The organism is Pedobacter sp. GW821-FHT01D05, from assembly GCF_059422505.1.
The window spans coordinates 638,081-664,613 of record NZ_JBWKXA010000001.1; the positions used below are offsets into that span (position 1 = coordinate 638,081).

A 26,533-nucleotide genomic window follows, 5' to 3' on the forward strand; every position below is an offset into this window, starting at 1 on the left:
ACAAAAGCCATACCACCGGAATGTCCGGTTCTTATCGATATCGAGCGAAACAGGTAGATTTCGCATGCTACGTATTTTTACCTGCCAGCATCTCTTTGGTAATTGATACCTGTAGATAGGTATCCTATATACTACCGAAATAGCCTATTAAAATGTATTAAATACAACAATTTAGCCTATCATGATGTTTTCTTCATAATAATGGAAAAAGAAATTGATGGTTATTATTTGGGTACGAGTGGGCTAATATTGCCTGTACCAAATAAACTGCATTATCCCGAGGAATTTAAAGAACGCTCCAGGCTGTGTTACTACGGCTCGCTGATGAACAGCATTGAAATCAATAGCTCGTTTTATAAAATTCCGTTAGCGTCAACAGTGAGAAAATGGAGCGAACAGGTTCCGGATAGTTTCCGTTTTACCTTTAAGCTTTTTAAGGGCATTACCCATTCTCCAAAATTGGGATTTGATCCTGCAGATATTGCTAAGTTTATGGAAGTAATTGATAATGCCAGAGATAAAAAAGGATGTATTTTGGTCCAGTTTCCGCCAAGTATCAGGATAGCCGATTTTCCCCAGCTCTCCCGTTTAATGGGCATCCTGCGCGGACATGATCCGGAAAACAAGTGGAAGATTGCATTGGAGTTCAGGCATGCTTCGCTCTATGTCGAAGAGGTTATGGAGCTAATGGAGGAAGTTGGGTTTGGCGTGGTTACTCATGATAAGGGGGCTGGAGCGAGCCCCATGGACAATACAGATCTCAATTTTCGCTACCTGAGGTTTCATGGGCCAGGCGGGAATTATCGGGGAAGTTATCCTGAAGATGTGCTTGCAGAATATGCCAGTTATATCGCTGAATGGCTATCTGAAAAAAAAGAAGTTTTTGTTTATTTTAATAATACCATGGGGAATGCGTATGGTAATCTAAAAACCCTAAAGCGTTTTGTAGCAGATATGGTCTAGGACGCTTTGAGGGATGGTCTTGTTAAGAAGATTGAAGATGCGTTTGATCCAAACAAGCGAAAGTAGCTTACTTTTTCAGGCAGGAAAAGGGGAGATCATCTTCTGTAAAAAAAAAGACCTCCTATATCTATTACATGCTTAAGTGCTTGCTCGGGACTTCAAAATACCTAACGCCGATAGGACGTCCTTTCTGAGTTTGCTTAACGGTATTTTGATCAGGTGCTCTTCGCTGCTATTGTCAATTTCATGGATTACAATTCTGCGCAATTTCATTAATTAGCATGTTGTAGTCAATGCATAGCCCTCCAAACGTTTGCAATAATCGGCGATAACTCACATTTCCTCCTTTTGCAACTCATTCGTTTCGGCTTTAAAAATCAAGGTAATTTAATATAGTGTTTACATAGCTTGAGTAGCTTTGCCAGCATTCTAAGGGACCCAAGAATATAAACTAAAACGGTTTATAGCCGATTTCTAATTTTTAATTAACATGAAAAAACCTTTACTGCTTAAGCGGAAGTTTTTGCTATGCGTGTCATTGTCGGGTATTTTGTCCTGCGCAATCGTACCTGTAAATGCTATGGCTTATTATGCTAGTGCAGCCCATTCGATAAAAAAACAAGGCACAGGGACCATCAGTGGCAAGATCGTTGATGAAAAGGGCGACCCGCTTCCAGGTGCAAGCATACTGATCAAGGAATTAAATAAAGTTGTGCAGAGCAAACCCGATGGCAGTTTTAGCATAAACGTTCCTGACGGAACATATAATATTCAGGTAAGTTTCATTTCCTATACTGCAGTAACCCTAAATAAAGTTGTGGTGAAAAGTAACGAAACAGCAGTGCTAAATGTTACCCTTAAAGGTGAGACCGGAAGTTTAAACGAGGTGATTGTTGTGGGATATGGCACACAGAAGAGAGAAAATGCAACTGGTGCTGTTGACCAGATTACATCTAAGAGCATTGAGAACAGACCGATTACCAACCTTACACAGGGGCTTCAGGGACTTCTTCCTAACCTAAACCTGAAAATGATGGACGGTAAGCCCACACAGTCACCAAGCTATAATATCAGGGGTACAACTTCCATCGGCCAGGGTGGGAATGCACTGATCCTTATTGATGGTTTTGAGGGAGATCCGAGTCTGCTTAACCCTAACGATGTTGAAAGTGTATCTATCTTAAAGGATGCTGCCTCCGCGGCCATTTATGGTGCAAGAGGCGTTTTTGGGGTTGTACTGATCACAACTAAAAAAGCTGAAAAAGGACGTACCAGTGTTTCATATTCATCCAACTATGCTATAAAAAGTCCATTGCAGGTTCCAGATTATGTAACTGACGGTTATACCTGGGCAAAAATGTTTGCCGAAGCCTTTGTAAATGGAGACGGTGCCTTTCCTCAAAATGCAAACAAAACCCAGAAATTCTCGCAGGCATACCTTGATGAATTTAAGAAAAGAGCAGAATCTGGTCAACCTTACAATCAGATTGAGGTTAACCCAACTACCGGAGAATATACTTATTATGGTAGCACCGATTATTATGCCGAACTGTATAAAAATAATACTGCTGCTTTTGAAAATAACCTGTCGGTAAGTGGCGGTGGTGATAAAGCTTCGTTTCTGGTTTCAGGCCGTTTTTTAAATCAAGGTGGTTTGTTTAGATATAACAGCGATGATTATGATATGAAAAATATCCGGGCAAGAGGTTCTGTTCAGGTTTTTCCCTGGCTGAGTATTGAAAACAATGCAGATTATTCTGTAATGAATTATCATAATCCAATTAACGTTGGTGAGGGTGGTGGTATATGGCGGAACATTGCCGATGAAGGAAAACCAACAATGCCTTTATTTAATCCGGATGGATCATTAACTTTTGCATCTGCCTATACCATAGGTGATTTTATCTATGGGAAGAACGGCATTGATACCCGACGCCAGGTTTTTAGGAATATTACAGGCTTAAGGAGCAATTTTTTAAACAATAAATTAAGGGTGAATGCCGATTTTACCTTCCGCAATACCAATAACGATATCGAACAGAAAAGAGTGCAAGTGCCTTATAGCAATGTACGCGGGGTAACGGCTTACGTGGGTACAACCACTAACGATCTGTTGTTTGATAAGCGTGAAACCAATTACCTTGCCACTAATATTTATGCTGAGTTCGAAAATCGTTTCGGGGCTGATCATTATCTAAAAGTAATGGCAGGTTACAACTATGAGCAGTCTACTTATAACAGAGTGGCCATCCAGCGCAATGGGATTATTTTTGAAGATGCCACAGACCTTAACCTTGCTTTAGGCCAATCAATTAATACAGGCGGAGGTTACGAGCAGTGGGCAATTTTGGGTGGTTTCTCCAGATTAAATTACGCTTTTAAAGATCGTTACCTGGTAGAGGTGAATGCACGTTATGATGGATCTTCAAAATTCCCTTCAGATCAACGTTATGGGTTTTTCCCTTCAGTTTCCGCAGGATGGAGGATCAATAAAGAGCCTTTCTGGAAAGTATCTGATAAATTTATTTCCGATTTAAAATTAAGGGCTTCATATGGATCTCTTGGAAATGGAAATATTGCCTCTTATGCATTTCAGGAAATCTTCAATATCAGCCAATCTAATGTTATTCTGAATGGTGTAAAGCCACAAACAACCAAAATTCCGGCGGTATTGCCAGACGGTTTGACCTGGGAAACTTCTACAACTACCAACTTTGGTTTAGATCTGACCATGCTTTCAGGACGTTTGACTTTCACTGGAGATGCTTATATCCGTAAAACTACAGACATGTTTACTTTTGGCCTTACCCCACCGGCAGTGTTTGGGGCCGATGTTCCCAAAGGCAACTATGCAGACTTAACAACCAGAGGATGGGAAGTTTCGGTAGGTTGGAATGATCGGATTGGAAGGTCGGACAAGCCCTTTAGATATAATGTGAGGCTGACCCTTTCTGATAACAAGACCAAGATCGATAAGTACAACAATCCGGATAAGTTATTGAGCGATTATTACGAGGGACAAACTTTGGGAGAAATCTGGGGTTATGAAACCGAAGGTTTCTTTATTGATGATGCTGATATCGCAGCTCATGCCAAACAGGATCCACAGATGAGGGCATCTCCAACGGGTAAATGGTTCGCCGGCGATATCAAACTTAAAGACCTGAATGGAGATGGTTTTATCAACGTAGGTGAGAACAAAGTGGGGAAATCAGGAGATAGAAAAATAATCGGTAATTCGGCACCGAGATACCTTTACGGGATTAATCTCGGTGCAGATTGGCATAATATCTCATTTTCTGTATTCTTCCAAGGGGTAGGCAAACAACAATGGTACCCAAGCACAGAAACAGAAATGTTCTGGGGGCAGTATAACAGGCCATATAACAATATACCAACATTTCATTTGGGCAATATGTGGACACCACAGAATACTGATGCCTATTTCCCAAGAACAATGTCGAGGGCTGCATCGAGTAATACCAACCGTACACTTGGCGTGGCTCAAACGAGATATCTGCAGAATGTTGCTTACCTGAGGATGAAAAACCTTCAGGTTGGATATAACCTGCCAACAAAATGGATAAATAAGATTGGTGCACGCAGTGCGAAGGTATTTTTCTCAGGTGAAAATCTATTTACCTACTCGCCGATGTACAAGATTGTAAAACATACCATCGATGTAGAAAATGCAGTGCCTTCGGATCAGGACTTGAATCCAAATAGTACAAATGGTGATGGTTATAACTATCCTTTAATGAAGTCTTATTCTTTTGGCTTAAACATTGGTTTTTAAGCTTTTGATTATTAATAATAGAGATGATGAAAAAACAATATATCTGGATTCTTTTGGCCAGCCTGGTTTTCGCAGCCTGCAAAAAGTTAGATCAGCAACCAGAATCCACAGCAACTAAAAAAGCGGTGTTCGGTACAGAGAACGGACTTAAATTATATACCAATTCCTTTTATGGTATGGATTTTCTTCCCAAAAACTCAACCAGTCAGGATGCAATGTCCGATTATCTTGCGGTTAAATCTGTACCCGATTTTATCCGGCAGGGTGGTTTTGCCGCTAATAATAGCTCTGGCTGGACCTGGAGAGATTTAAGGAATATTAATTATTTTATTGAAAACTGTAACGATCCTGCCGTATCTCCAACAGTCCGCAATAACTACCTGGGGATAGCACGTTATTTCCGTGCCTATTTTTATATGGAAAAGGTAAAGCGTTTTGGTGATGTTCCCTGGATCAACAAGCCCTTAGATATTGATGATCCGGCATTAAATGCAGGGAGAAATAAAAGAGAGCTGGTGATGGATTCAGTACTCGCAGATATCAATTTTGCCTGTGCAAACATTCTGGCTACCAATGATGCCAGTCGCACCACGATTACCAAATGGGTAGCCTATGCTTACAAATCGCGGATCTGCCTTTTTGAAGGTACCTATAGGAAATATCATACCGAGCTAAGTTTAGGTGCAACTGCAAACAAATGGCTGGAAGATGCTGCCTCAGCTGCCGATGAGATTATCAAAAAGGGTGGTTATTCACTCAATATGGGCGGAGGTGCAGGGATTTCATACCGTCAGGTATTTACCAGCAATGCACCATTGATAAACGAAGTGCTTCAGGCGGCTGTTGCTGATGTTAACCTTGGCGTATTAAACGAGGCCAATTGGTGGTGGACCAGTGGTACCTATGGTGCAAAAGCAAGCTTTACCCGCACCTTTATTAATACTTTCCTGAAACTGGATGGTACACCGTATACCAACGATCCGGGTTATAGTACAATGCTTTTTAAAGATGAGGTAAAAAATCGTGATTTAAGATTAAAACAAACCATCCGTTTAGGCGATTATAAAAGGGTAAGTAGTGGGCAACAGGTACCTGCGCCGCCTGTTTTCTCTTATACCTTTACAGGTTACCAACCAATCAAATATACACTTGATGATACATACTTTGATGCAGGTGCCCTAAACACCAATGCAATTCCATTATTTCGTTATGCAGAAGTGCTGCTAAATTACGCAGAGGCAAAAGCTGAGCTAGGTACCTTAACAGACGCAGAATGGGCTTTAACTATTGGTGCGCTACGATCGAGAGCGGGAATTACCGGAGGTTTAGTTATCAAACCAACCCTTGCCGATCCTTATTTAACAACCAATTATTTTCCAGGGATTACCGATGCCACTTTATTGGAAATCAGGAGAGAACGGGGTATTGAACTGAGCCTGGAAGGACTGCGTTATGCTGATTTATTGAGGTGGAAAAGAGGCCCTTTAATGGAACAAGAATGGAATGGATTCTATGTGCCAGCTTTAAATACCCCCATGGATTTAAATGAGGATGGTATTCTGGATGTTGCATTTTATCAGGGTACCCGTCCAACACCTGGAGTGGCTGGAGTAACTTATGTAGATGTTTCTGCAACTATTGGTAGTGCGGCCAATTCGCAATTATTAAAGAATGGGAGTTCTGGCGAACTTACCTGGATGAAAGAAATTCCACGAAAATGGAATGAGCGAAATTATTATTATCCGATTCCCCTAAGCGATCTTCAACGGAACCCTAATCTGAAACAAAATCCAGGTTGGGAATAATTACTGATTTTACAGATAAATAAAGATGAAAATAAAATTATTATTAGCTGCAACCTTATTATCCTTTACCACATTGATGGTGAAAGCGCAGCAGATTACCATTGGTACATTTAATATCCGTTATGATAACCCTGCTGATTCAGGTAATTTATGGGTAAATAGGGCACCTGTCGTTTCTAACCTCATCCGCTTTCATGGTTTCGATGTACTTGGAATTCAGGAGGGTTTAAAGAGTCAGTTGGATGATATATCTAATGCCCTTCCAGAATACGCGCGATACGGCAAGGGAAGAGATGATGGTAAAGATGGAGGCGAGCATTCTGCTATTTTTTATCGTAAAGACCGTTTTAAACTGCTTAAAAGTGGTGATTTTTGGCTATCTGAAACTCCTGATCAACCTGGGAAAGGATGGGACGCCACCTGCTGCAATAGAATCTGCTCATGGGTGTTCCTTGAAGACGTAAAAACCAAAAAGAAATTTTACACCTTTAATGTGCATTATGATCACCAGGGAGTTGTTGCCCGCAGGGAGAGCAGTAAACTGATCTTGAAAAAGATTGCTGAAATTGCTGGCACTGTACCCGCCTTATTAACCGGCGATTTGAATGGGGGGAGAGACAGCGAATGGTATCAAAGAATTGCAACTTCAGGTGTATTATCAGATACGCATTCAAAAGTTAAGTTCCCGTATGCGAATAATTCATCTTCAAATGGGTTTCGCACGCCACGTGGGCAAGCTGTAATTGATCATATCTTTATGAGCAAACAATTTACAGCAACCAGATGGGGCATTTTGACTGATACTTATTTTGGTAAATTTCCTTCAGATCATTTTCCGGTATTGGCCCAGGTTGAACTGAAATAATACAACTTACTTGCCGTTGCTGTGGTTAATAACAAAAGAAGGATTTCTTGAATAGTCGTTCAAGGGTTGTCTGGTAAAGGTCGGAAGATTTTGTTCCGACCTTTTTTGTTTACAACACCTTGGTTTCAATGTCTTAGACTTTATATTTCTTTTAGGTATTGAGTGATGTGTCGGAGTGCGGTTTGATAACGGAGGAGTGTCATAGGCGTATATTCTACACCTACAAGTGTAGCCATTTCTTCATTATGCATTGTAAATACCTCCTTAAGTTTTTGGACCTTTTGACCTCTACCAAGGAATTCATCCATTAAATTTTGTGCCGTGAGGTCTTCATTCAATAGTAAAAGATGTCGATGTACCTCGTGTACCTTGGGCTCTAGCTGGCATAAATACAAGTTCAATGTTTTTGCCGTCATCGTTCGGCCTTGAATTTACCATTGTCACAGTCTGTTTCTCTACATTGTTTGCTAGTGGCAGCTTCAGAACGCTTTTTGTCAACAGTTATCCTTAAGTAAACTGATGTACTACCATTTTGGTCTGTGTTTCTTCTCTTTAGAAAGAAGAGTAAACTGAAATTTCTTTTCATAAATTAATCTTAAAAGGTGAATAAAGTTAAGATTGCAGTCAAAAAAAGTCAAGATGTTTACGTGGTAAACTAGCTGTATTACAGGTAGTTATAATCAAATTCGATGCGTCAGAATTTTTTTCGTTTGACGCACCTCTTGACGCACCTCGCATATGCGTTATTTGGTCAAAAAAGCGACTAAATGCCAAAAAACAAAAGCCTGCAAATTGTTGATTTGCAGGCTTTTAGTGTTTTTTGGTGATTTCTGTTACTGATTCCAGTGGAGCCGAAGGGAGTCGAACCCTTGTCCAGTTGTGAGATAAATTATACCTTCTACATGCTTATTTTTCAATTGATTTTAGGGAAATAAACGGGCTGAAAACCGACCTTATTTAAATCCTTAGATACTTTGTCTCACCTTAAGTCGTATCTCCTTAAAGCCAGCTTTGTTGTTTCGATGCCCCAGATTCTAACCCAACAATGCAGCAGTTAGAGGGACAAAAGCTAGTTAGTTCTAAACTAAGCAGCTAAGGCGTAAGTATTTTCGCCAACTAAAATGTGAACGTTCACTTTAAGTGCTCTCCGTACAACGCACTGCATGCTAACATAACCTTCGCCACCCTGTCAAATCCAAGAACGGCCCCTTTTCAGTTTACAGTTTGAGTAATCAGTTTGTAAACCGGATGCAAATATACAAATAAAATGCCAAATAATAGCCTTAAACTGTTATTTGGCATCTAAAATTGGAAACCGGAATTGTAAACTGCAAACTATACCGTTCTTCCCGGATATTGTTGCAATGCTACTTCTAAACAGTCCATCGCGGCGTTTAAATCATCAGTATTTAACACGTAGGCCATACGCACTTCGTTTTTACCAGAACCCGGGGTAGAATAGAAGCCCGTTGCAGGTGCCATCATTACCGTTTGGTTATTGTGTGTAAAATCTTCTAAAATCCACTGACAGAATTTATCCGCATCATCAATCGGGAATTTTGCAACCACGTAAAATGCGCCGCCCGGATTAGGGCAGAAAACGCCTTCGATATTATTTAACCGATTAACCAAAGTATCACGGCGCAAAGTATATTCGGTATTTACTTTTTCAAAATAGCTATCAGGCGTATCTACAGCCGCTGCACCGGCAATTTGTTCAACCATGCCCGGGCTTAATCTTGCTTGTGCAAATTTTAATCCTGATGCAATAACTTCTTTGTTTTTGGTAATTAAACAACCTAAACGTGCACCACAAGCACTGTAACGTTTAGAAACGGTGTCCATAATCACTACATTTTCATCTAAACCATCTAAATGCATTGGAGAAATAAATTCTCTTCCATCATAACAGAATTCGCGATAAGCTTCGTCAGAGAATAAAAATAGATCGTATTTAACGCAAAGTGTTTTTAATGCCTCTAATTCTGCTCTTGAATATAAATAACCAGTAGGGTTATTGGGATTACAAATAATGATTGCTTTCGTTTTTTCGGTAATCAGTTTTTCGAATTCGGCAATCGGAGGCAAAGCAAAACCATTTTCAATGTAAGAAAGGATGGGCTTTACCACCACGTTGCTCATGCAGGCAAAGCCATTATAATTGGCATAAAAAGGTTCTGGAATGATAATTTCATCGCCCTCGTTTACGCAGGTCTGCATGGCAATGGTGATGGCCTCAGAACCACCAACTGTTACCAATATATTTTCTGGTGTAATATTGTAACCCAGTTTATTGTAGTATTCAGTAAGTTTTAAGCGGTATGCAAGTGTACCTTCTGATGGCGTATAGGCCCAAACATTAAAATCAATGTTTTTGATGGCATTTAACATTCCTTCAGGTGTTTCAATATCTGGTTGACCAATATTTAAATGGAAAACTTTTTTACCATCTTTTTTAGCTTGATCTGCAAATGGAGTTAACTTTCTGATTGGCGATGCAGGCATCTGCACACCTTTTTGTGAAATTTTTGGCATGGCACAAAAATAAAAAAGTCCCGATGAAAATCGGGACTTTTTAAATATTATCGTTTAAATAATTATTTCGAAGCTGCGGCAACCGTTTCACCTTTAATGTAAAGCACTTTAATTGGTGTTTTAGCATTTGAAGTAATGGTTACTGCTTTTGAAAAAGTTGATGGACCAGCAGCAGCATTAAATGTTACCGAAATTACACCAGTTTCACCTTTTTTCAATGGAGTAGAAGTGTATTTAGGTACTGTACATCCACAACTTGCTTCAGCTTTGGTAATAATTAATGGCTCTTCGCCAATATTGGTGTATTTGAAATCGTAAGTTACTGGTTTGTTTAAAACGATTTTACCGAAATCGTGCGTTTCCGATTCAAATTTAAACTCTGCAGGTTTAGTTTGTGCATTTACAGCAATACCTAAACCTAAAACAAAAGCGAATAATACTAAGATCTTTTTCATGTTATGTGGTTGTAATTTATTTTTTAAATTCTAAAACAAATTTAATGTTTTCATATTAAAACAAAAACTATTCCAAATATATTTTACAAATCCATATATAATTTTACAATGGAGGATAAAGGCAAACTTTTAATTTTGTATATATTTGCCGCAACCAATCTTTGATTACTATGCCGAATGAAAAATTGATGACCAACACTATTGATGCTTCTGAACTCAGTTTTAACGATTTTAAATCTATCGTTATAAACGACTATAAAATAGCCTTTGAAAGTAGGCAGGCCAGTGTTTTAGGCCGTAGAGAAGTATTAACAGGGAAGGCTAAATTTGGTATTTTTGGCGATGGGAAAGAGGTGCCTCAGGTGGCTATGGCGAAAGCTTTTAAAAACGGCGATTGGCGCTCGGGCTATTACCGCGATCAAACTTTTGCTTTTGCTACCGGTATTTCCACCATTAAAGAATTTTTTGCACAGCTTTATGCCAATCCCACCGATGGAGCTGATCCGTTTTCAGGCGGAAGGCAAATGAACTGCCATTTTGCAACAAAATCAGTTAATGAAGATGGAAGCTGGAACGATTTAACGCAGATTAAAAACTGTTCATCAGATATTTCTCCAACCGGCGGCCAAATGGCCCGTTTGGTTGGCTTAGCCTATGCTTCTAAATTATTTAGGCAAAATAAGGAACTGGATTACTTAAAGCACTTTTCGGTTAACGGAAATGAAGTTGCTTTTGGCACCATTGGTAATGCATCAACTTCTGAAGGGGTGTTTTTTGAAGCCATTAATGCTGCAGGTGTTTTACAGATACCCATGGCCATCTCGATTTGGGATGATGCTTATGGCATTTCAGTTCCGGCAAAATATCAAACTACAAAAGAAGATATTTCTGAAGTTTTAAAAGGCTTTCAGCGTGAGCCTGATCAACCGGGATATGAAATTTATAAAGTAAAAGGCTGGGACTATCCAGCTTTATGCGAGGTGTATGAAAAAGCAATAAATGTTTGTAGAGACGAACATGTACCTGTTTTAATTCACGTTACCGAACTTACTCAGCCTCAGGGGCATTCTACCTCTGGCTCGCACGAAAGGTATAAATCAAAAGATCGTTTAGCTTGGGAAACCGAACACGATTGCATTCTGAAAATGCGTGCCTGGATGCTCGATTCTGCAGTAGCAACCGAAGAGGAAATTGCAGCGGTCGAAAAAGACGCAAAAGTTTTTGTCCGTAATGCACAAAAAGAGGCTTGGAATGAGTTTTTGGATAGCATTAAACCCGAACAAAAACAAGTGGTTGATCTAATTGGAGGCGTAGCTAAACATCAACCTGAACTGGCTAAAATTGCCGCAAATCTGGCCTCAACTGCCGATGCACAACGCAGGGAGGTATTTACGGCTGTAAGGAAGGCAATCCGTTTATCAGCTGGTTTTAATTCTCCGGAACGCAATGAACTGTTAACCTGGTATAAACAGCAGGCCAAGTTTAATCACGACCGTTATAATTCTAAACTGCATACTGATGGCAAAGAAAGTCCGGATATGATTGCAGTAGTTACCGCGGCATATGATGAACAATCGAAAATGGTCGACGGTAGGGAAGTGCTTAATGCCTGTTTTAACGAAAACTTTGCCCGCGATCCACGTTTAGTGGCTTTCGGAGAAGATTTAGGGAATATTGGCGATGTAAATCAAGGTTTTGCCGGTTTACAGGCCAAATATGGTGAGTTGAGGATTACCGATACCGGAATTAGAGAAATGACCATTATGGGGCAAGGTATTGGCTTGGCCATGAGGGGCTTAAAACCGATTGCCGAAATACAGTATCTTGATTATTTAATTTTTGCACTAAATGTACTTAGCGACGATTTAGCATCACTATCATACCGAACCAAAGGGATTCAAAAAGCACCAGTTATTGTGCGTACCCGTGGTCATCGATTGGAAGGAATCTGGCACTCAGGTTCACCAATCAGCATGATTTTAGGTGCTTTAAGGGGAATGCATTTATGCGTACCAAGAAATATGACTCAAGCTGCCGGCATGTACAACACCCTATTTAGGGCCGATGAGCCTGCCATAGTAATTGAGTGTTTAAATGGTTACCGACTTAAAGAAAAATTACCCAGTAATGTTGGTGATTTTACGGTTCCTTTGGGCAAAGCAGAAGTTTTAGAAGAAGGAACGGATATAACCGTAGTATCTTACGGGTCTTCGTTAAGAATTGTTCAGGAAGCCGCAGAAGAATTGAGCCTATTGGGCATTTCTGTAGAAATTATAGATCCACAAACCTTATTACCTTTCGATACCACCCAGGTTTGTGTAAACTCCCTTGCCAAAACCAATAAATTACTGGTTGTAGATGAGGACGTTCCTGGAGGTGCATCTGCATATATCCTGCAAAAGGTACTCGAAGAACAAAAAGGCTATTTCCACTTAGATGGTCAGCCGAAAACATTATCGGCTAAAGCACACCGTCCGCCATTTGGTTCTGATGGTGATTATTTCAGTAAACCATCGGTTGATGATGTTATTGAAACCATTTATCAGATGATGCACGATGCAAATCCAACTAAGTACCCCTCATTTTTTTAATAAAGCAACCGCTGGGGCATAAGATTTAACTGCCTGAATAGTTTAAAAGGTTTACAATCAGTTTCTTATTTTGTTTATGCCTAAATGAAGTGGGATTCTTGATGAAAAGGTAAAAAAATGGTTACATATTAATTAGTTTTTTAACTACTTTTATGCACCAAACTCTATTTTGTTATTTCAGTATGTTTTATCTCATCCCAGACATGAAACGGTGTCATTCTCAAGGTTTTTTATGCTCATCGTCTAGAAGAAACAAATCATTGATTTGATCTGAAAATGAAGCGCTATCTTGTAAATGCCCGGTTCGTTAGTAAAGCGTGTTTTTCTAAGAAAGGCATGCTGTTTCTCTTTTTCTCATTTTTATGCATGGCTGTTTTTAGCCAGGTGAGTGCACCACAGCAAAAACTGGATAGCCTTTTGAGTTTAAATCAAAAGAATTTAAAAACAGATTCAACCAAAATCAAAATATTGACGGAAGTTTACCGCCAATACATGAGGATGAAAAATGTAGATAAAGCGGAAGAGTATGTGGATAGAACCATTCAGCTTTCACATGAGAAAAATCTGAAAAAATTCTCTGCAATGGCTTATTACCGTAGAGGCTTAATGTATCACGGAAGGTCTAATTATCAAAAGGCAGAAGAAAATTATCAAAATGCAGCTGCCGAATTTTCTTCAGTGGGTAATTTAGATATGGTTGCCGGAACTTACCTCAATTTGGGTGCTTTATATGGCAGTATTCCGGATTATGTAAAATCATTAGAAGTTAACCAAAAGGCTATAGCTATCTACGAAAAAATGGGTAACGAAACCGATATGGCAAGTTGTTATACTAATATTTCTGCTATTTACCAGCGTTTGGGTAACCAGAGCCAGGCATTGGTTTATTTGAACATGGCGTTGAAGGTTTTTGCTAAAGAAGGCGAAAATAGCAGAGGTGTAGCTGTTGTTTATGGCTTAATTGGGACTAATTATTTTGAGGCTTCAGATCGCGAATTAACCGAGATGAATGTATTGCCTAACCAGAAAATTAAACTGGCCTTAGCGTATTACAATAAATCGTTGCGGGTATCGGAAGCCATTGGAGATATAGGTTTAATAGCTACTGTTAAACGAGATCTTGCCGGCTTATACAGTTCAATAGGACAAAAGGATGCAGCATTAAAATCGTATCAAAAATCTGTTGAGTTAAATAAGTCGGGAGAAGATAAAGAAGCCTATGCCGCAAGTTTATACGCATTGGGGAACTTTTACCAAAAAGAAAATGATTTTGAAAATGCCATCCCATTACTCAATAATAGTTTAAAAATTGCAGAAGAAAACAGGTTATTAGATATAGAAAAACAATCTAGTTTAGGGTTGAGTACGGTATATGAAAAACAAAAGGACTATAACAAATCGTTAGCCTATTACAGGCAATATATTGCCGTTAGAGATAAGATTTTCGACCAGGAAAAGGAAAAGGAAATTACCCGAAGGCAGATGCAGCTTGATTTTGGCATTAAAGAACGGAACTATTTATTGAAGCAAAAACTTACAGAAGGCGAGTTAAAAAGACAACAGCAAGAACTTGAGCTAAAAAGGCAGCAATTAGTGTTGAGTGATAAAGAAAAAGCATTGGATCTCTTAACTTTTCAAAAGGCAAAAGCTGATCTCGATATTCAGCGTTTGGCTCAGGATAGTAAATTTGCTAATGCTAAATTTGAGGCAAAGTTAGCCGCGGGGATAAAGGATAAGCAGATTAGTAAACAGGTACAACAGATTAAATTTGATGAACGTGTAAAATTATTCCTCACCATAGCCGCTACACTGATTCTGATCATTGCTGTTGTTATATTTTTTAATCAACGGAAAACAACAAGGCTGAATATAATTATCAATACCCAAAAACGGGAGTTAGAGCAGTTAAGTAAGGTTAAAGACCGTATTTTTAGTGTGGTAAGTCACGATATGCGTACCCCTGTAAATTCATTAATTTCCTTTATGCAGTTGTTAGAAGGGTCGAATATTGAACAGGATAAATTAAACAGATATGCCGCGGCACTAAAAAACAACCTCACCTATACTTCCACAATGATGGAGAATCTCCTTAATTGGGCGGCCAGCCAGATGCAGGGTTTTAACCCATATTTAGAATCGTTGGATATTCATGGGCTGATTAATGAAGTTATTCTTTCTTTGCAGGATAATGCCAACGAAAAAAGCTTAGTTATTCAGAATTTAGTGCCAGCCAAAACATTTTGCAAAGCAGATTCGAATATGTTCATGCTGGTTATTCGAAATATCATCAGTAATGCCATTAAATTTACACCAAATGGTGGTACAATCACCACTAGTGCCGCTCATAACGGAAATGTACTGGAGATTAAAATTTCAGATACAGGGATCGGTTTAACTCCTGTACAGATTGAGCATTTTAATAAGCCAGGTTATTTAGGCGCGGGCGTGAGCACATTAGGCACCAATAAAGAAAAAGGCACAGGTTTAGGTTTATTGCTCTGCAGAACCTTTATTAGCTTGATGGATGGTAAAATTAGTGCCGATATTAATCCTGCAGGAGGAAGTTATTTTAAAATAATCCTGAAAAAATAACTTATTTTAAAAACCTCGACAGGATTTTCTTGTCAATTGATTTTTCCAGTAATTCCTGCCTGTTAGAAGCACTTATCGGAACCAGAAAGCTATGGTCTAAATGAACCTCATGATTGGTTAAGGTTACAATGTGGTTGACATTAATAATGTACTGTTTATGTACCCTTGAGAAAATTTTTGAAGGCAGTTGTTTTTCTAGATTTTTTAAGCTTACTAAAATAACGTGTTTATCGATACTGGTAAACAGCTTTGAAAAATCGCCCATACTTTCAATATAAATCACATCATTATATTTCAGCTTGGTAATGCCTTTGGTCTCTCTAAAAAAGAAATAATCGTCGTCTTTTTTATCGTCGGTGTTTAGGTTTTCGACCGGAAGTTTATTTACCTGTTTCCTTAATTCAATATACTCAATCGCTTTGTTGGTGGCTTTTAATATGCGTTCGAAGGTTGCAGGCTTAACAATAAAATCCAATGCATCCAGATTAAAGCTCTCTGCCGCGTACTCACTAAATGAAGTGATAAAGATAAATAGCGGTTGTTTTTTTAGGCTTTTTAATAAATCCATACCAGAAAGCTCTGGCATATCAATATCAGAATAAACAATATCTACTGAAGTGCTCGATAAAATTTGCGAAGCTTCTATACCGTTACTACAGACTGCGATAATATTTAATGACGGGATTTTTTTTAGATGCATTTCTATGGCATCTCTTTCAATTTCATTATCATCAACAATTAAACAGCTGTAGGTCATTTAGGGATAGGTTATATAATTTATTTAGAGAACACTTATTATTACTTAATGTTTGTAATTTACGTTAAAATGTGGATTATAATACAATCCAGGTATCATTTTATGGATAAACGTAACATTAACTTTTATTTCTGGTGTTTCTTTTCTCCAGTATATAATTTCTCGCCTGCTTTTACGGCCAATGGCAGGTCGTTTTCTTCTGGTGGCACAGGGCAACGGTAGCCGTCACTATAGGCACAATAAGGATTATAGGCTTTATTAAAATCGATTTCGATGTGGTTCGCTATAATTTCTTTTGCATCCAGATCGATGTACCTGCCACCGCCGTAAGTTTCCTTATTGTTGGTCTCGTCAGTAAAAGGAAGAAAGAGGTGATCTTTATAAACCGGGTTGGTTGATAAAGCAACACTTCTATATAAAGTCATTTGAATTTTTTTGTCATTCAGAACGAAGTTTACATGTGCATATTTATAGTAATCGCTACTGGAGCCATTAAAAGTAGGCATTTTGAAAACTTTTTCATTTTTCAGGATTTCTACATCAGCCAAAATTTTATAGGCACTGTCAGCCTCATAAAAGTGAAGGTTTTGCAGGTCGTTTTTCTTAAGTGGAGACCTTTCGTCTTTAATGAAATCCTGTTTATAGGTTTCACGATGTTTTGCAATCTGTTCAGCATAACTTTGTGCAAAGCTATTTATGCTGATCAATAGTAATAAGAAGGTGATGATTCTCATTAACAAAAAATTAAATAATACTTGCTTTGTTTCTTAAAAACTGATCGGCTAAAACCAATGCAGCCATGGCCTCAACAATAACTACCGCTCTGGGTACCACACAAGGATCATGGCGGCCTTTACCTTTAATCTCTGAGGCTTCGCCAGCAGCATTGATGGTTTGTTGATTATGCATAATGGTAGCAACAGGTTTAAAAGCTACCTTGAAGGTAATATCCATCCCGTTAGAAATGCCGCCCAAAATACCGCCGGCATAATTGGTTGTCGTTTTAAAAACTTTTGAATCGGCTGCTTTTGGCTGTGGAATATCGTTGTGTTGCGATCCTCTTAATTCACTTCCGGCAAAACCAGAACCATATTCGAAACCATGAACAGCATTAATACTGAGCATCGCTTTACCTAAATCGGCATGTAATTTATCAAAAACAGGCTCACCTAGGCCTGCCGGACAGCCTTTTACTACACAACCTATTTTTCCCCCAACGGTATCGCCATCTTTGCGAACCGCATCAATAAACTCAATCATTTCGTGTGCAGTTGCAGGATCAGCGCAACGCACAATATTTTCTTCTCTAATTTGTAATAAAGCTGATAAATCATTGCTTTCCAAATTAGGGGCTTCTATTGTACCTACTGAAGTTACATGTGCGAAAATTTCAATGCCCTGTTGCTTTAAAAATAGCTTTGCAATAGCACCGGCAGCTACACGGGCAGCAGTTTCGCGGGCAGAAGAGCGACCTCCGCCACGGTGATCGCGGATGCCATATTTTGCATCATAAACATAATCGGCATGGCTGGGACGGTAAACATCCACATTATGTCCGTAATCTTTTGATCGTTGATCCTCGTTCGGAATTAAAAGTGCAATTGGTGTACCTGTACTCTTTCCTTCAAATACACCCGATAAAATCTGAACGGTATCGCTTTCTTTTCTTTGAGTGGTGATTTTGGATTGACCAGGTTTACGTTTGTCAAGTTCTGACTGGATAAAATCCATATCGATATCCAATTGTGCCGGACAGCCATCAATAATGACCCCAATGGCTACGCCATGAGATTCGCCAAAGGTTGTGATGCGAAATAGTTGTCCGAATGAGTTGCCTGCCATTATTTAGTGATTGAATTATAGATTGATTAAATTATTGAATGGATTTTAACACTCAATCTTGATACTTGGTTCTTGATACTTGATACTTGGTTCTTGATACTTGGTTCTTGATACTTTCTTCTCGCTACTTGATACTAACATCAAACCCTGCTTTCTTCAAATCTTCCCAATAATACGGATAAGATTTTTCTACTACCTGCATTTCTTCAATTTCAACTTCGTTAATCAATAAAGCAAGTGGTGCAAAAGCCATCGCCATACGGTGGTCCTCGTAGGTTGCGAAAGTAACTTTATCCGGAAAATGAAGGTTGTCTGTGTTTAAAGTATAAACCAGATTATCTTCTGTGAAAGTAACGCCAATTTTAGCCAATTCTTTCTGAAGCGCTGCAATACGGTCTGTTTCTTTAATTTTTAACGTTTCTAGGCCAGTAAAAGCCATGTTTTTACCTAGTGCAGCTGCAATAACCACAATAGTTTGTGCTAAATCCGGACAGGTTTTTAAGTCTAAAACTTCTTTTGTATCTAAAGAAAGGCCTAAGTTGCTAATAGCTATTCCATTATTGGTTTTACTGGTAGCGATACCAAAAACCTTCATGATATTTTTGATCTGACTATCGCCCTGCAAACTTTTTTCTTTTAAAGCGGGTAAACTAATTTCTGCTTCATCAGCTAATGCTGCAATACTATACCAATATGATGCTGCGCTCCAGTCGGGCTCAACAACCAAAGTACCAGCTTTAAATACCTGTGGTTTGATGGAAATTGAATTTCCGTTCCAAGAATGCGCAATGCCAACTTCAGCCAGCATATCTAAAGTCATATCTACATACGGTTTAGAGGTAAGCTCGCCTTCAATTTCTAAAGTTAAACCCTGAGGTAGGATAGGGGCAATCATCAGCAAGGCAGAAATATATTGGCTGCTGATATCGCCTTTTATTTTAACTTCAGCTGTTTTTTGATTTAAGGGGCCAACAATATTTAATGGCGGGAAACCTTCAGCTTCTGCATAAGAAATATCAGCGCCGATGGTTTTTAAAGCCTCTGCCAAGATACCAATAGGGCGCTGTTTCATCCGCTCGGTTCCGGTAAGTAAGAAATTGCCGTTTTTAGCCGAAAGATAGGCCGATAAGAAACGCATAGCGGTTCCGGCAGGGCCAACATCAACTGTTTTTGATTCCTGGATTTCTACTTCTAATTCTTCTTCAAGATTATTAAGGATGCCATTTAAGGTTACCGTATCGGCAGCATTGGAAAGGTTTTCAACTTTAATCAGTTTCTTGCTTAAAGCGCTAATAATTAAAGCCCTGTTGCATTCGCTTTTCGAGCCTGTTAATTGGATTTCCGTATTAATATTCTTGGTTCCTTTAAAAGAAACTAAGGCATTTTTCGACATTTTATTCTGTTTTTATTCTTAAATGTAAGTGTCAGATGAAACACCTGACACCACATTATATTTGTTTTTTAATATCATATTGAGTTATCGAAAACTATCATAAGTCCTTCGACAGGCTCAGGATGACATCGCTATTAGAGGTTGCACTAAGCTTTACTCTTTTCAGCGTTAAGCTTGATTAAGCGTTTCGGTTTTACCCTCCACCCTAAACCTTTAAACCCTCCACCTTTATTACGCTTTAACTTCATTATGTTGTTCAGCAGCAATACCTTGTTCAGCTTTGCCGGCATTCATAATTTCAGTTTGTTTACGGATTGATTCTCCATGTACCAATTCTAAGAATTTCTCAGTAAAGTTTAGGTCTAGTTTTAAAGCTTTTGCAAAAGCCTGACCTTTTTGGATGATGGCATCCCAACGGTTAACCTGTAAAATAGTTACCTGGTTGTCGCGTTTAAATTCACCGATTTTTGCTACAATAGACATGCGTTCGCCTAGTTTCTGCAATAAGATATCGTCAATTTTATCGATTGATTTACGTAATTCAGCTAATTTATCAGCAGAAGCTTCGTTTGCAACCTCTGGTTCACGAACAGTTAAACGATCTACCAATTCAGCTAAAGCAGCTGGTGTAACTTGTTGTTTAGCATCTGTCCAGGCAACTGAAGGATCTACGTGAGATTCGATCATTAAACCTTGCATATCTAAATCTAATGCTTTTTGAGAGATGTAAGGGATTAACTCACGGTTACCGCAAATGTGACTTGGATCGTTGATGATCGGTAATTCAGGGCAAAGTGTTTTTAATTGGATAGCAAGTTCCCACATTGGTTCGTTACGGAAAGAACTTTTCTCGAATGATGAGAAACCGCGGTGAATAGCACCGATTTTAGTAATTCCCGCGCCATTGATACGCTCAATTGCACCGATCCATAACTGTAAATCTGGGTTAACCGGGTTTTTGATCAATACCGGAACATCATGGCCTTTTAAAGCATCAGCAATTTCCTGAACAGTGAAAGGGTTCACAGTAGAACGTGCACCGATCCAAAGGATATCTACACCAGCTGCTAAAGCCTCTTCAACGTGTTTTGCATTTGCAACCTCTACTGCCGTTGGTAAACCAGTTTCTGCTTTAGCACGTTTTAACCACTCTAAACCAATACTTCCGATACCTTCAAATTCTCCCGGACGGGTACGTGGTTTCCAGATACCAGCTCTCAATACCGATACTTTACCGGTAGCAGCCAATAAATGTGCTGTAGTTAATAATTGTTCTTCAGTTTCTGCGCTACAAGGACCAGAAATGATTAATGGTTCGTTGTTTACGTTTAACCAGGTGTTTAAGGGTTGGATGTTTAAATTAAGTTTCATGATGATGGGGGTGTTTAAGTCCTTAGTCCGCAGTCGGAAGTCCGGAGTTATATTTTAATTATTTTATTTACAAGTTTGAATGTTCACTTTGCCTGCGGACTCCTGACTTCGTATTCCCGACTCTTTATACTTTATCGTTCTTCTGATATTCTCCTAATATGTTAAAGTTCGATGTATATTTTAATGCCTTTCTAATGGCTTTATCGTATTTTTCTGTACTTGGCCATTCTAAATCGACGTAAAAGTAATACTCATTTCTCTTACCTAAAACCGGCATAGATTGTATTTTTGTTAAGCTTACATCCTGTTCGGCGAAAATGTTTAACACTGTGGCCAGCGAGCCTGCTTTGTGCCCAACCTGAAAACAGATTGATGCTTTGTTTATTTTTTTTCCTTCATCCGTTTTGTCTTTTTTAAGGATCAGAAAACGGGTATAGTTTTTCTTGTTCGATTCTACCCGGCGTTCTAAAATGTTTAAGCCGTAAAGCTCAGCAGCTAGACTGTTTGCAATGGCCATGGTATCCGTTAATTGCTCTTCCTGGATGCGTTTTGCACAAGCAGCAGTATCGTTGCTCTCCACGATTTTAATTTGTGGATAATCGTAAAAGAAATCGATACACTGGCGGATGGCAATAGGGTGAGAAGTAACCACTTTAATGTCTTCAAACTTTACGCCTGGTAGCGCCATTAAGTGCAATTGGATAGGCAGGTAAACTTCGCCTACAACCGAAAAGCCAAAATCTCTGATCAGTGTGTAATTTGGCAATAAACTGCCTGCAATAGAGTTTTCGATCGCCATTACTACGAAGTCGGCATCGTTTTTCTCTAGCTTGTCGCAGGTTTCTTTAAAAGAATTACACTCAACAGTTTCAATGTCTTTACCAAAGAATTTGTAGGCGGCCTCCTCGTGGAAAGATGCTTTAATACCCTGAATTGCTACTCGTTTTGTCGTTTCCATTTTTGCGTTAAAACAAAAAAGTCCCGGCTGTTTGCCGGGACTTTTTTATACATTTTAATATTGTTATATATCTTTTTGCATATTAGCCCCGGCTCTCACTAAAATAGTAAAAGTAACCAAAGTAATATGTGTTTGTAGTTTGCATTTCTTTTTTTGTTGAGCCAAATGTAGTAACAAAATTTTATTTGTCAATAGGAAATTGAAAATATTTTTAATAAAATTTAATTTTGTTTGATTTGGACTGTTTTTGAAGTGAGTATGTAATGTTTGAGTCGGTTAGATAAAGCTAGTAGAAAAGATTGTTGTAACATGGTTTTTGTGTCAGGTAGTTTATGTAGCACTTGGTTATTAATCTCTCATTTTAAATAAATTTTATTTTGAAGGGCGGATTATATCTTGATTAAAAATATTGTTTGGTGAGGCACCAAAAAATGATTGGGCATGAAGATTCCAAAAGAAAAGTCGTCATTGCGAGGAGGAACGACGAAGCAATCTTTCATGCCAGTGATCCTTGCGCTAAAGATTGCTTCGTCGGCTGAAAAAGCCTTCTCGCAATGACGATACTCGAATATGAAAACTTCATCAGTGTTTATCTGTGTGCATCTGTGGTTAAAAAAGTATATGAAATGTTAACAAAAAAAAGGTCTGTGGAGACACAGACCTTTAGATTAAACAAATTAATATTTTTTATCCTGTAGAACTTAATTCACCTCTATCGTTAAGCCCTTTTACTTTATCCTGTTGTAAGGTTTCATATCTTTTCTGTTCCTCCTCGCGCAATTCCTGTTGCATAATTTTAGCAATTTTGGTGCTTCCATCATGGCTCCATCCCGGCGGGTTAAAAATGTATTTCACTTTATCTGTAAAAGTTGGTGCTTTTTTAACGTCAGCACTCAATGCAATAAACTCATGGAAAATAATGTTAACCGCACCAGTATCTTCTGGTTGAGTAGTTAAACCGTATTTAACTACGTCTTCTGGTAATTCCTCTTGAAAAGTGCCGAACCATCTATCCCAAAGAATTAAAACCATACCCATGTTTTTGTCTAAGTAACGTACATTGCTGGCATGGTGCACCCGATGGTGTGATGGCGTTACGAAAATATACCCGTACCATTTTGGAAGTTTAATGTCGTATTGTGTGTGCACCAGGTTGCCGTAAATTTGGGTTACCAGGTAAGCAAAAAGAATATCAACAGCGGTGAAACCCATAAATGCTAAGGGCAGATAAAAGAAAACACGGTATAGTGGTTCAAAAACGGTTGAACGGAAACCAGTAGTTAGGTTAAAGTGTTCAGATGAGTGATGTGTAACATGCATCGCCCAGAAAAAGCGTACATAATGGCCAACAGTATGTAAAAACCAATACAGAAAATCCTGCGCTAAAATCAAAACAAACCAATAAAGCCAAATATTAGGGATTTGGAACAAACGGAATTGATAACAGTATTGCAACAGAAAAAAAGTACCTGTTTTTGTTGCTAAATTAATCACAATAGCGGCCGTCATCAGGTAGATATTGGTCCACGTATCGCGTTTGGTATATAATTTTCTGTCGTGCGCATAGCTGAAATACATTTCAACCAGGGTTAAAACGATTACGAAACCAAATAGGCCTACAACAGAAATATCGCTTCCGGTAAAATTCATTTTATAAACTATTGTAATAATCTAAACTGCTCAAAATATCGGCGGTACTTACACGGCAGTTAAATGTGCATTTACCTGTTGTTTCTAAAAGTGAAAAGAGAATGTTTCCATCTTCATTCTTTTTATCACTTTGCATCAGTTCCAAAAGTGTATCGAAACTTTCTTTTTTAATGTGGTATTTAGGGTATAAGGATAAAATATATCCACTAATATCCTTCAATTCCTCCTGAGTTAAGGTGCTGTTTTTGATTGATAATGCAGCCTCACAAATAAAACCGATGGCAATGGCCTCACCATGTGTTAACGGATTTTCGTCATTCGCCAGAGAATACCCCTCTATAGCATGTCCAATGGTATGCCCAAAGTTTAAAATCTTACGCAGGTTTTTTTCATGCGGATCGATGGTAACCACCTCGTTTTTAATTTCTACTGATCGGTAAATATCTTGTGCCGAAGGGGTTAGGTAATTGCTTTCTTTTAATTTTTCGTAATATGGCTTATCATAAATCAAGCCATGTTTGATCATTTCGGCAAAGCCTGATAAAAGCTCGCGCTGTGGTAATGTTTTTAAGAATGCAGTTTCGATAAAAACCATTTGTGGTAAGGTAAAGGTACCTACCATGTTTTTTACATTGTCGATATCGATCCCTGTTTTGCCGCCTACCGAGGCATCAACCTGCGATAAAAGGGTAGTGGGTACATTGATAAAATCGATTCCTCTTTTATAGGTAGAGGCAATAAATCCGCCCATATCGGTAATTACACCGCCGCCTAAATTGATCATTAAACTTTTGCGGTCTGCTTCAAAATCCAAAAGCGTTTTCCAGATTCCGATACAAAAATCGATGTTTTTGTTTTCTTCACCTGCCGAAGTTTCGATCAGGTCAAATTCAGCGTAATCATCTAAAAATGATTGAAAAAGCGGTAAGCAGATTTCGCTGGTATGTTCATCTGCAAGTACAAAAACTTTGCTGTATTTGTTGCTTTCCAAAAGTGTTTTTAGCGCTTTTAAATTACTTTCGAAATATAAGGTGTGACCTGCGCTTGTTAGTGGTTCCATTAAATAACTTCTATTTTGTTTTCGCCAAAAGTAATAATATCGCCAACCCTAACCTTATAACGTTTACGAAATTCAACCTCGCCGTTAGTTTTTACTAAACCATCTTCTACCACGGTTTGGGCATCGCCGCCACTCCCAACTAATCCGCTTGCTTTTAACAGCTGGATTAATGGAATAAATTCGCCCTCTAATTTGAATTGTATCATTTTGTGCAAAAATACGATTATTTAGAGGTTTTTAGTTTTAACAACCAATGCTTTTTATAATTTTGCACCAATCTGACTTATTAATAAATAAAAATGGATTTATCCCCCAACAAACAACCAAATTTCGATAATACGGAAATTGCTTTCCGTCAAAAATCTAACAACGAACTAAAAAAAGCATATTGGCTTTTTAAAATGATTGGCAGTAATTTCCTTACCAAAGTTGGTCCAGCCATTACCAATTTCTTTTTAAATATCGGTTTGCCAATTCAAGGTGCAATAAAAGCCACTATATTTCAACAATTTTGTGGAGGCGAAACCATTGCCGAATGTGATAAAGCCATTGAACAATTACATAAAGGCGGTGTAGGTACCATTTTAGATTATTCGGTTGAGGGGGAAGAGGAAGAACAGGTTTTTGATGAAACCTGTGCAGAAATTATCCGTACAATTGTTCGTGCTGATGGTGATACCAAAATTCCGATCACGGTTTTCAAAATAACGGGTATTGGCCGTTTTGCTTTATTGCAGAAGCTTGATGCCAAAGAAGTTTTAACGGAAACAGAACAGGCAGAATACAATAAAGTAAAACTTCGTTGCGAAATGATCTGTAAAACGGCTTTCGATAAAGGTGTGCCGATTATGATCGACGCAGAAGAAACCTGGATCCAGGATACCATTGATGAACTGGCTTTGGATATGATGCGTAAATTTAACCGCGAACGTATTATTGTTTACAATACCTACCAAATGTACCGCCATGATAAACTGGCTGATATGAAAGCCGACCATTTAATTGCCAAAGCTGATGGCTTTATTTTGGGCGTGAAAATGGTTCGTGGTGCTTATATGGAAAAAGAACGTAAACGCGCTGCAGAAATGGGTTACCCATCTCCAATTCAGCCAGATAAAGCAGCGTCTGATCGTGATTATAACGAATCTTTACGTTATTGTGTAGATCACATCGAAGAAATAGCCATCGTTGCCGGAACGCACAATGAAGATAGCAGCCGTTTATTGACTTATCTTTTGGAGGAAAAAAATATTACACATAATCACCCTCATGTATATTTTGCCCAGTTGTTAGGGATGAGTGATAACTTGAGCTTTAACCTTGCCGATTCGAATTATAATGTAGCAAAATATGTTCCTTACGGGCCTATTAAAGCGGTAATGCCTTATTTGTTCAGAAGAGCACAGGAAAATACATCTGTTGCCGGGCAAACAGGCCGTGAGCTGGGTTTGATTGAAAGAGAATTAAAAAGAAGGAAACTGTAGTTGTTTTTCGGTTAACAGTTGGTAATTTTCAGTTTTGGATGGTGATTGATACTGCCGACTGAAAATTGTCAACTGTTTTTTTCTTCTTGTGCGTCATGCTGAATTTATTTCAGCATCTATCACGGTTTATAATTGATCCGTTATTTTTTTTGAAATGATCATGCAGTAGCTTTTCGGGGCATGCAGTCTCGCTTTACGCTATCTCTTTTTGGCTGCCCTTCGGCTTCGCTACCATTGACGTTATTTTGTAATCGATTAAATATGAATAATTTATATCGATTTCGTATTTCCACCCAACTAGGCCGTAGCACCATATCCCCGTTCTAATAAATCCGGCCTAACAAATTTTTCGGGCTGCACTGCCCAAGCCAATCTACTAGCTTCGAAAGAAAACGGCGAAGCCCTCATGAATGCAG

At 38.7% G+C, this 26,533-nt stretch carries 19 protein-coding genes and 1 other RNA gene; 7 read left to right on the top strand and 13 right to left on the bottom strand.

Annotation, left to right across the window (positions count from 1 at the left end; all coding sequences use genetic code 11):
- Positions 1 to 201 precede the first annotated feature (201 nt).
- The 4 genes from AC07VK_RS02585 (at position 202) to AC07VK_RS02600 (ending at position 7,429) form a co-directional block, all read left to right on the top strand.
- Complete coding sequence (locus AC07VK_RS02585) at positions 202 to 963, top strand: DUF72 domain-containing protein (RefSeq protein WP_492958131.1); 762 nt, start codon at positions 202 to 204, stop codon at positions 961 to 963.
- A gap of 490 nt (positions 964 to 1,453) precedes the next feature.
- The gene (locus AC07VK_RS02590; protein ID WP_492958133.1) at positions 1,454 to 4,759 is read left to right on the top strand and encodes a SusC/RagA family TonB-linked outer membrane protein; all 3,306 of its coding nucleotides are present in this window, start codon (positions 1,454 to 1,456) and stop codon (positions 4,757 to 4,759) included.
- Positions 4,760 to 4,782: 23 nt separating this feature from the next.
- Positions 4,783 to 6,564: a RagB/SusD family nutrient uptake outer membrane protein gene (locus tag AC07VK_RS02595; protein WP_492958135.1), complete on the top strand. Its 1,782-nt coding sequence runs from the start codon at positions 4,783 to 4,785 to the stop codon at positions 6,562 to 6,564.
- A 25-nt stretch (positions 6,565 to 6,589) separates the two neighbouring features.
- A complete protein-coding gene (locus tag AC07VK_RS02600; protein WP_492958137.1) occupies positions 6,590 to 7,429 on the top strand; it encodes an endonuclease/exonuclease/phosphatase family protein in 840 nt (279 codons plus the stop codon).
- Between the two features lie 412 nt (positions 7,430 to 7,841).
- Here AC07VK_RS02600 and AC07VK_RS02605 read toward each other — a convergent pair whose 3' ends face one another.
- From AC07VK_RS02605 to AC07VK_RS02620, 4 genes are all read right to left on the bottom strand, one after another.
- Complete coding sequence (locus AC07VK_RS02605; protein WP_492958139.1) at positions 7,842 to 8,015, bottom strand: hypothetical protein; 174 nt, start codon at positions 8,013 to 8,015, stop codon at positions 7,842 to 7,844.
- Positions 8,016 to 8,272: 257 nt separating this feature from the next.
- Positions 8,273 to 8,638, bottom strand: a transfer-messenger RNA (tmRNA) gene (ssrA, locus tag AC07VK_RS02610).
- Positions 8,639 to 8,764: 126 nt separating this feature from the next.
- Entirely contained in the window at positions 8,765 to 9,964 is a 1,200-nt protein-coding gene (locus AC07VK_RS02615; protein WP_492958141.1) for a pyridoxal phosphate-dependent aminotransferase, read from the bottom strand.
- A 62-nt stretch (positions 9,965 to 10,026) separates the two neighbouring features.
- Positions 10,027 to 10,419 carry a DUF1573 domain-containing protein gene (locus AC07VK_RS02620; protein WP_057934084.1) on the bottom strand — a complete coding sequence of 131 codons (393 nt, stop codon included), beginning with the start codon at positions 10,417 to 10,419 and terminating at the stop codon, positions 10,027 to 10,029.
- 170 nt (positions 10,420 to 10,589) lie between these two features.
- On the opposite strand from AC07VK_RS02620, the gene AC07VK_RS02625 reads away from it, so the two are divergent.
- Together AC07VK_RS02625 and AC07VK_RS02630 are read left to right on the top strand one after the other, a co-directional pair.
- Entirely contained in the window at positions 10,590 to 13,010 is a 2,421-nt protein-coding gene (locus tag AC07VK_RS02625) for an alpha-ketoacid dehydrogenase subunit alpha/beta (RefSeq protein ID WP_492958143.1), read from the top strand.
- Between the two features lie 366 nt (positions 13,011 to 13,376).
- Entirely contained in the window at positions 13,377 to 15,602 is a 2,226-nt protein-coding gene (locus AC07VK_RS02630; protein WP_492958144.1) for a tetratricopeptide repeat-containing sensor histidine kinase, read from the top strand.
- 1 nt (position 15,603) lies between these two features.
- On the opposite strand, the gene AC07VK_RS02635 is transcribed toward AC07VK_RS02630, so the two are convergent.
- The 9 genes from AC07VK_RS02635 to AC07VK_RS02675 form a co-directional block, all read right to left on the bottom strand.
- Positions 15,604 to 16,359: a LytR/AlgR family response regulator transcription factor gene (locus tag AC07VK_RS02635; RefSeq protein WP_492953144.1), complete on the bottom strand. Its 756-nt coding sequence runs from the start codon at positions 16,357 to 16,359 to the stop codon at positions 15,604 to 15,606.
- Positions 16,360 to 16,484: 125 nt separating this feature from the next.
- Entirely contained in the window at positions 16,485 to 17,093 is a 609-nt protein-coding gene (locus AC07VK_RS02640; RefSeq protein ID WP_492958146.1) for a DUF1684 domain-containing protein, read from the bottom strand.
- A gap of 10 nt (positions 17,094 to 17,103) precedes the next feature.
- Complete coding sequence (gene aroC, locus AC07VK_RS02645; protein ID WP_029275921.1) at positions 17,104 to 18,201, bottom strand: chorismate synthase; 1,098 nt, start codon at positions 18,199 to 18,201, stop codon at positions 17,104 to 17,106.
- A gap of 124 nt (positions 18,202 to 18,325) precedes the next feature.
- Complete coding sequence (gene aroA / locus AC07VK_RS02650) at positions 18,326 to 19,594, bottom strand: 3-phosphoshikimate 1-carboxyvinyltransferase (RefSeq protein WP_492958148.1); 1,269 nt, start codon at positions 19,592 to 19,594, stop codon at positions 18,326 to 18,328.
- Positions 19,595 to 19,825: 231 nt separating this feature from the next.
- The gene (locus AC07VK_RS02655; RefSeq protein WP_108201600.1) at positions 19,826 to 20,965 is read right to left on the bottom strand and encodes a chorismate mutase; all 1,140 of its coding nucleotides are present in this window, start codon (positions 20,963 to 20,965) and stop codon (positions 19,826 to 19,828) included.
- Positions 20,966 to 21,089: 124 nt separating this feature from the next.
- Positions 21,090 to 21,923: a prephenate dehydratase gene (locus AC07VK_RS02660; protein WP_492953147.1), complete on the bottom strand. Its 834-nt coding sequence runs from the start codon at positions 21,921 to 21,923 to the stop codon at positions 21,090 to 21,092.
- A 687-nt stretch (positions 21,924 to 22,610) separates the two neighbouring features.
- On the bottom strand, positions 22,611 to 23,573 hold the full coding sequence (locus tag AC07VK_RS02665; protein ID WP_492953148.1) for a sterol desaturase family protein: 963 nt from the start codon (positions 23,571 to 23,573) through the stop codon (positions 22,611 to 22,613).
- Position 23,574: 1 nt separating this feature from the next.
- Positions 23,575 to 24,633: a 3-dehydroquinate synthase gene (gene aroB / locus AC07VK_RS02670; RefSeq protein ID WP_492958150.1), complete on the bottom strand. Its 1,059-nt coding sequence runs from the start codon at positions 24,631 to 24,633 to the stop codon at positions 23,575 to 23,577.
- Entirely contained in the window at positions 24,633 to 24,839 is a 207-nt protein-coding gene (locus AC07VK_RS02675; RefSeq protein ID WP_029275915.1) for an RNA-binding S4 domain-containing protein, read from the bottom strand. Before AC07VK_RS02675 ends, aroB begins: the two co-directional genes overlap by 1 nt.
- Positions 24,840 to 24,932: 93 nt before the next feature.
- On the opposite strand from AC07VK_RS02675, the gene AC07VK_RS02680 reads away from it, so the two are divergent.
- Positions 24,933 to 26,117: a proline dehydrogenase family protein gene (locus tag AC07VK_RS02680; RefSeq protein WP_492953150.1), complete on the top strand. Its 1,185-nt coding sequence runs from the start codon at positions 24,933 to 24,935 to the stop codon at positions 26,115 to 26,117.
- Positions 26,118 to 26,533: the final 416 nt, after the last annotated feature.

Coding starts and splice junctions, on each gene's coding strand:
- AC07VK_RS02595 (WP_492958135.1), top strand. CDS start 4,783: ATGATGAAAAAACAATATATCTGGATTCTTTTGGCCAGCCTGGTTTTC.
- AC07VK_RS02630 (WP_492958144.1), top strand. CDS start 13,377: ATGGCTGTTTTTAGCCAGGTGAGTGCACCACAGCAAAAACTGGATAGC.
- AC07VK_RS02620 (WP_057934084.1), bottom strand. CDS start 10,419: ATGAAAAAGATCTTAGTATTATTCGCTTTTGTTTTAGGTTTAGGTATT.
- AC07VK_RS02665 (WP_492953148.1), bottom strand. CDS start 23,573: ATGAATTTTACCGGAAGCGATATTTCTGTTGTAGGCCTATTTGGTTTC.
- AC07VK_RS02600 (WP_492958137.1), top strand. CDS start 6,590: ATGAAAATAAAATTATTATTAGCTGCAACCTTATTATCCTTTACCACA.
- AC07VK_RS02640 (WP_492958146.1), bottom strand. CDS start 17,093: ATGAGAATCATCACCTTCTTATTACTATTGATCAGCATAAATAGCTTT.
- aroB (WP_492958150.1), bottom strand. CDS start 24,633: ATGGAACCACTAACAAGCGCAGGTCACACCTTATATTTCGAAAGTAAT.
- AC07VK_RS02590 (WP_492958133.1), top strand. CDS start 1,454: ATGAAAAAACCTTTACTGCTTAAGCGGAAGTTTTTGCTATGCGTGTCA.
- AC07VK_RS02655 (WP_108201600.1), bottom strand. CDS start 20,965: ATGAAACTTAATTTAAACATCCAACCCTTAAACACCTGGTTAAACGTA.
- aroA (WP_492958148.1), bottom strand. CDS start 19,594: ATGTCGAAAAATGCCTTAGTTTCTTTTAAAGGAACCAAGAATATTAAT.
- AC07VK_RS02660 (WP_492953147.1), bottom strand. CDS start 21,923: ATGGAAACGACAAAACGAGTAGCAATTCAGGGTATTAAAGCATCTTTC.
- AC07VK_RS02615 (WP_492958141.1), bottom strand. CDS start 9,964: ATGCCAAAAATTTCACAAAAAGGTGTGCAGATGCCTGCATCGCCAATC.
- AC07VK_RS02635 (WP_492953144.1), bottom strand. CDS start 16,359: ATGACCTACAGCTGTTTAATTGTTGATGATAATGAAATTGAAAGAGAT.
- AC07VK_RS02585 (WP_492958131.1), top strand. CDS start 202: ATGGAAAAAGAAATTGATGGTTATTATTTGGGTACGAGTGGGCTAATA.
- aroC (WP_029275921.1), bottom strand. CDS start 18,201: ATGGCAGGCAACTCATTCGGACAACTATTTCGCATCACAACCTTTGGC.
- AC07VK_RS02675 (WP_029275915.1), bottom strand. CDS start 24,839: ATGATACAATTCAAATTAGAGGGCGAATTTATTCCATTAATCCAGCTG.
- AC07VK_RS02605 (WP_492958139.1), bottom strand. CDS start 8,015: ATGAAAAGAAATTTCAGTTTACTCTTCTTTCTAAAGAGAAGAAACACA.
- AC07VK_RS02680 (WP_492953150.1), top strand. CDS start 24,933: ATGGATTTATCCCCCAACAAACAACCAAATTTCGATAATACGGAAATT.
- AC07VK_RS02625 (WP_492958143.1), top strand. CDS start 10,590: ATGCCGAATGAAAAATTGATGACCAACACTATTGATGCTTCTGAACTC.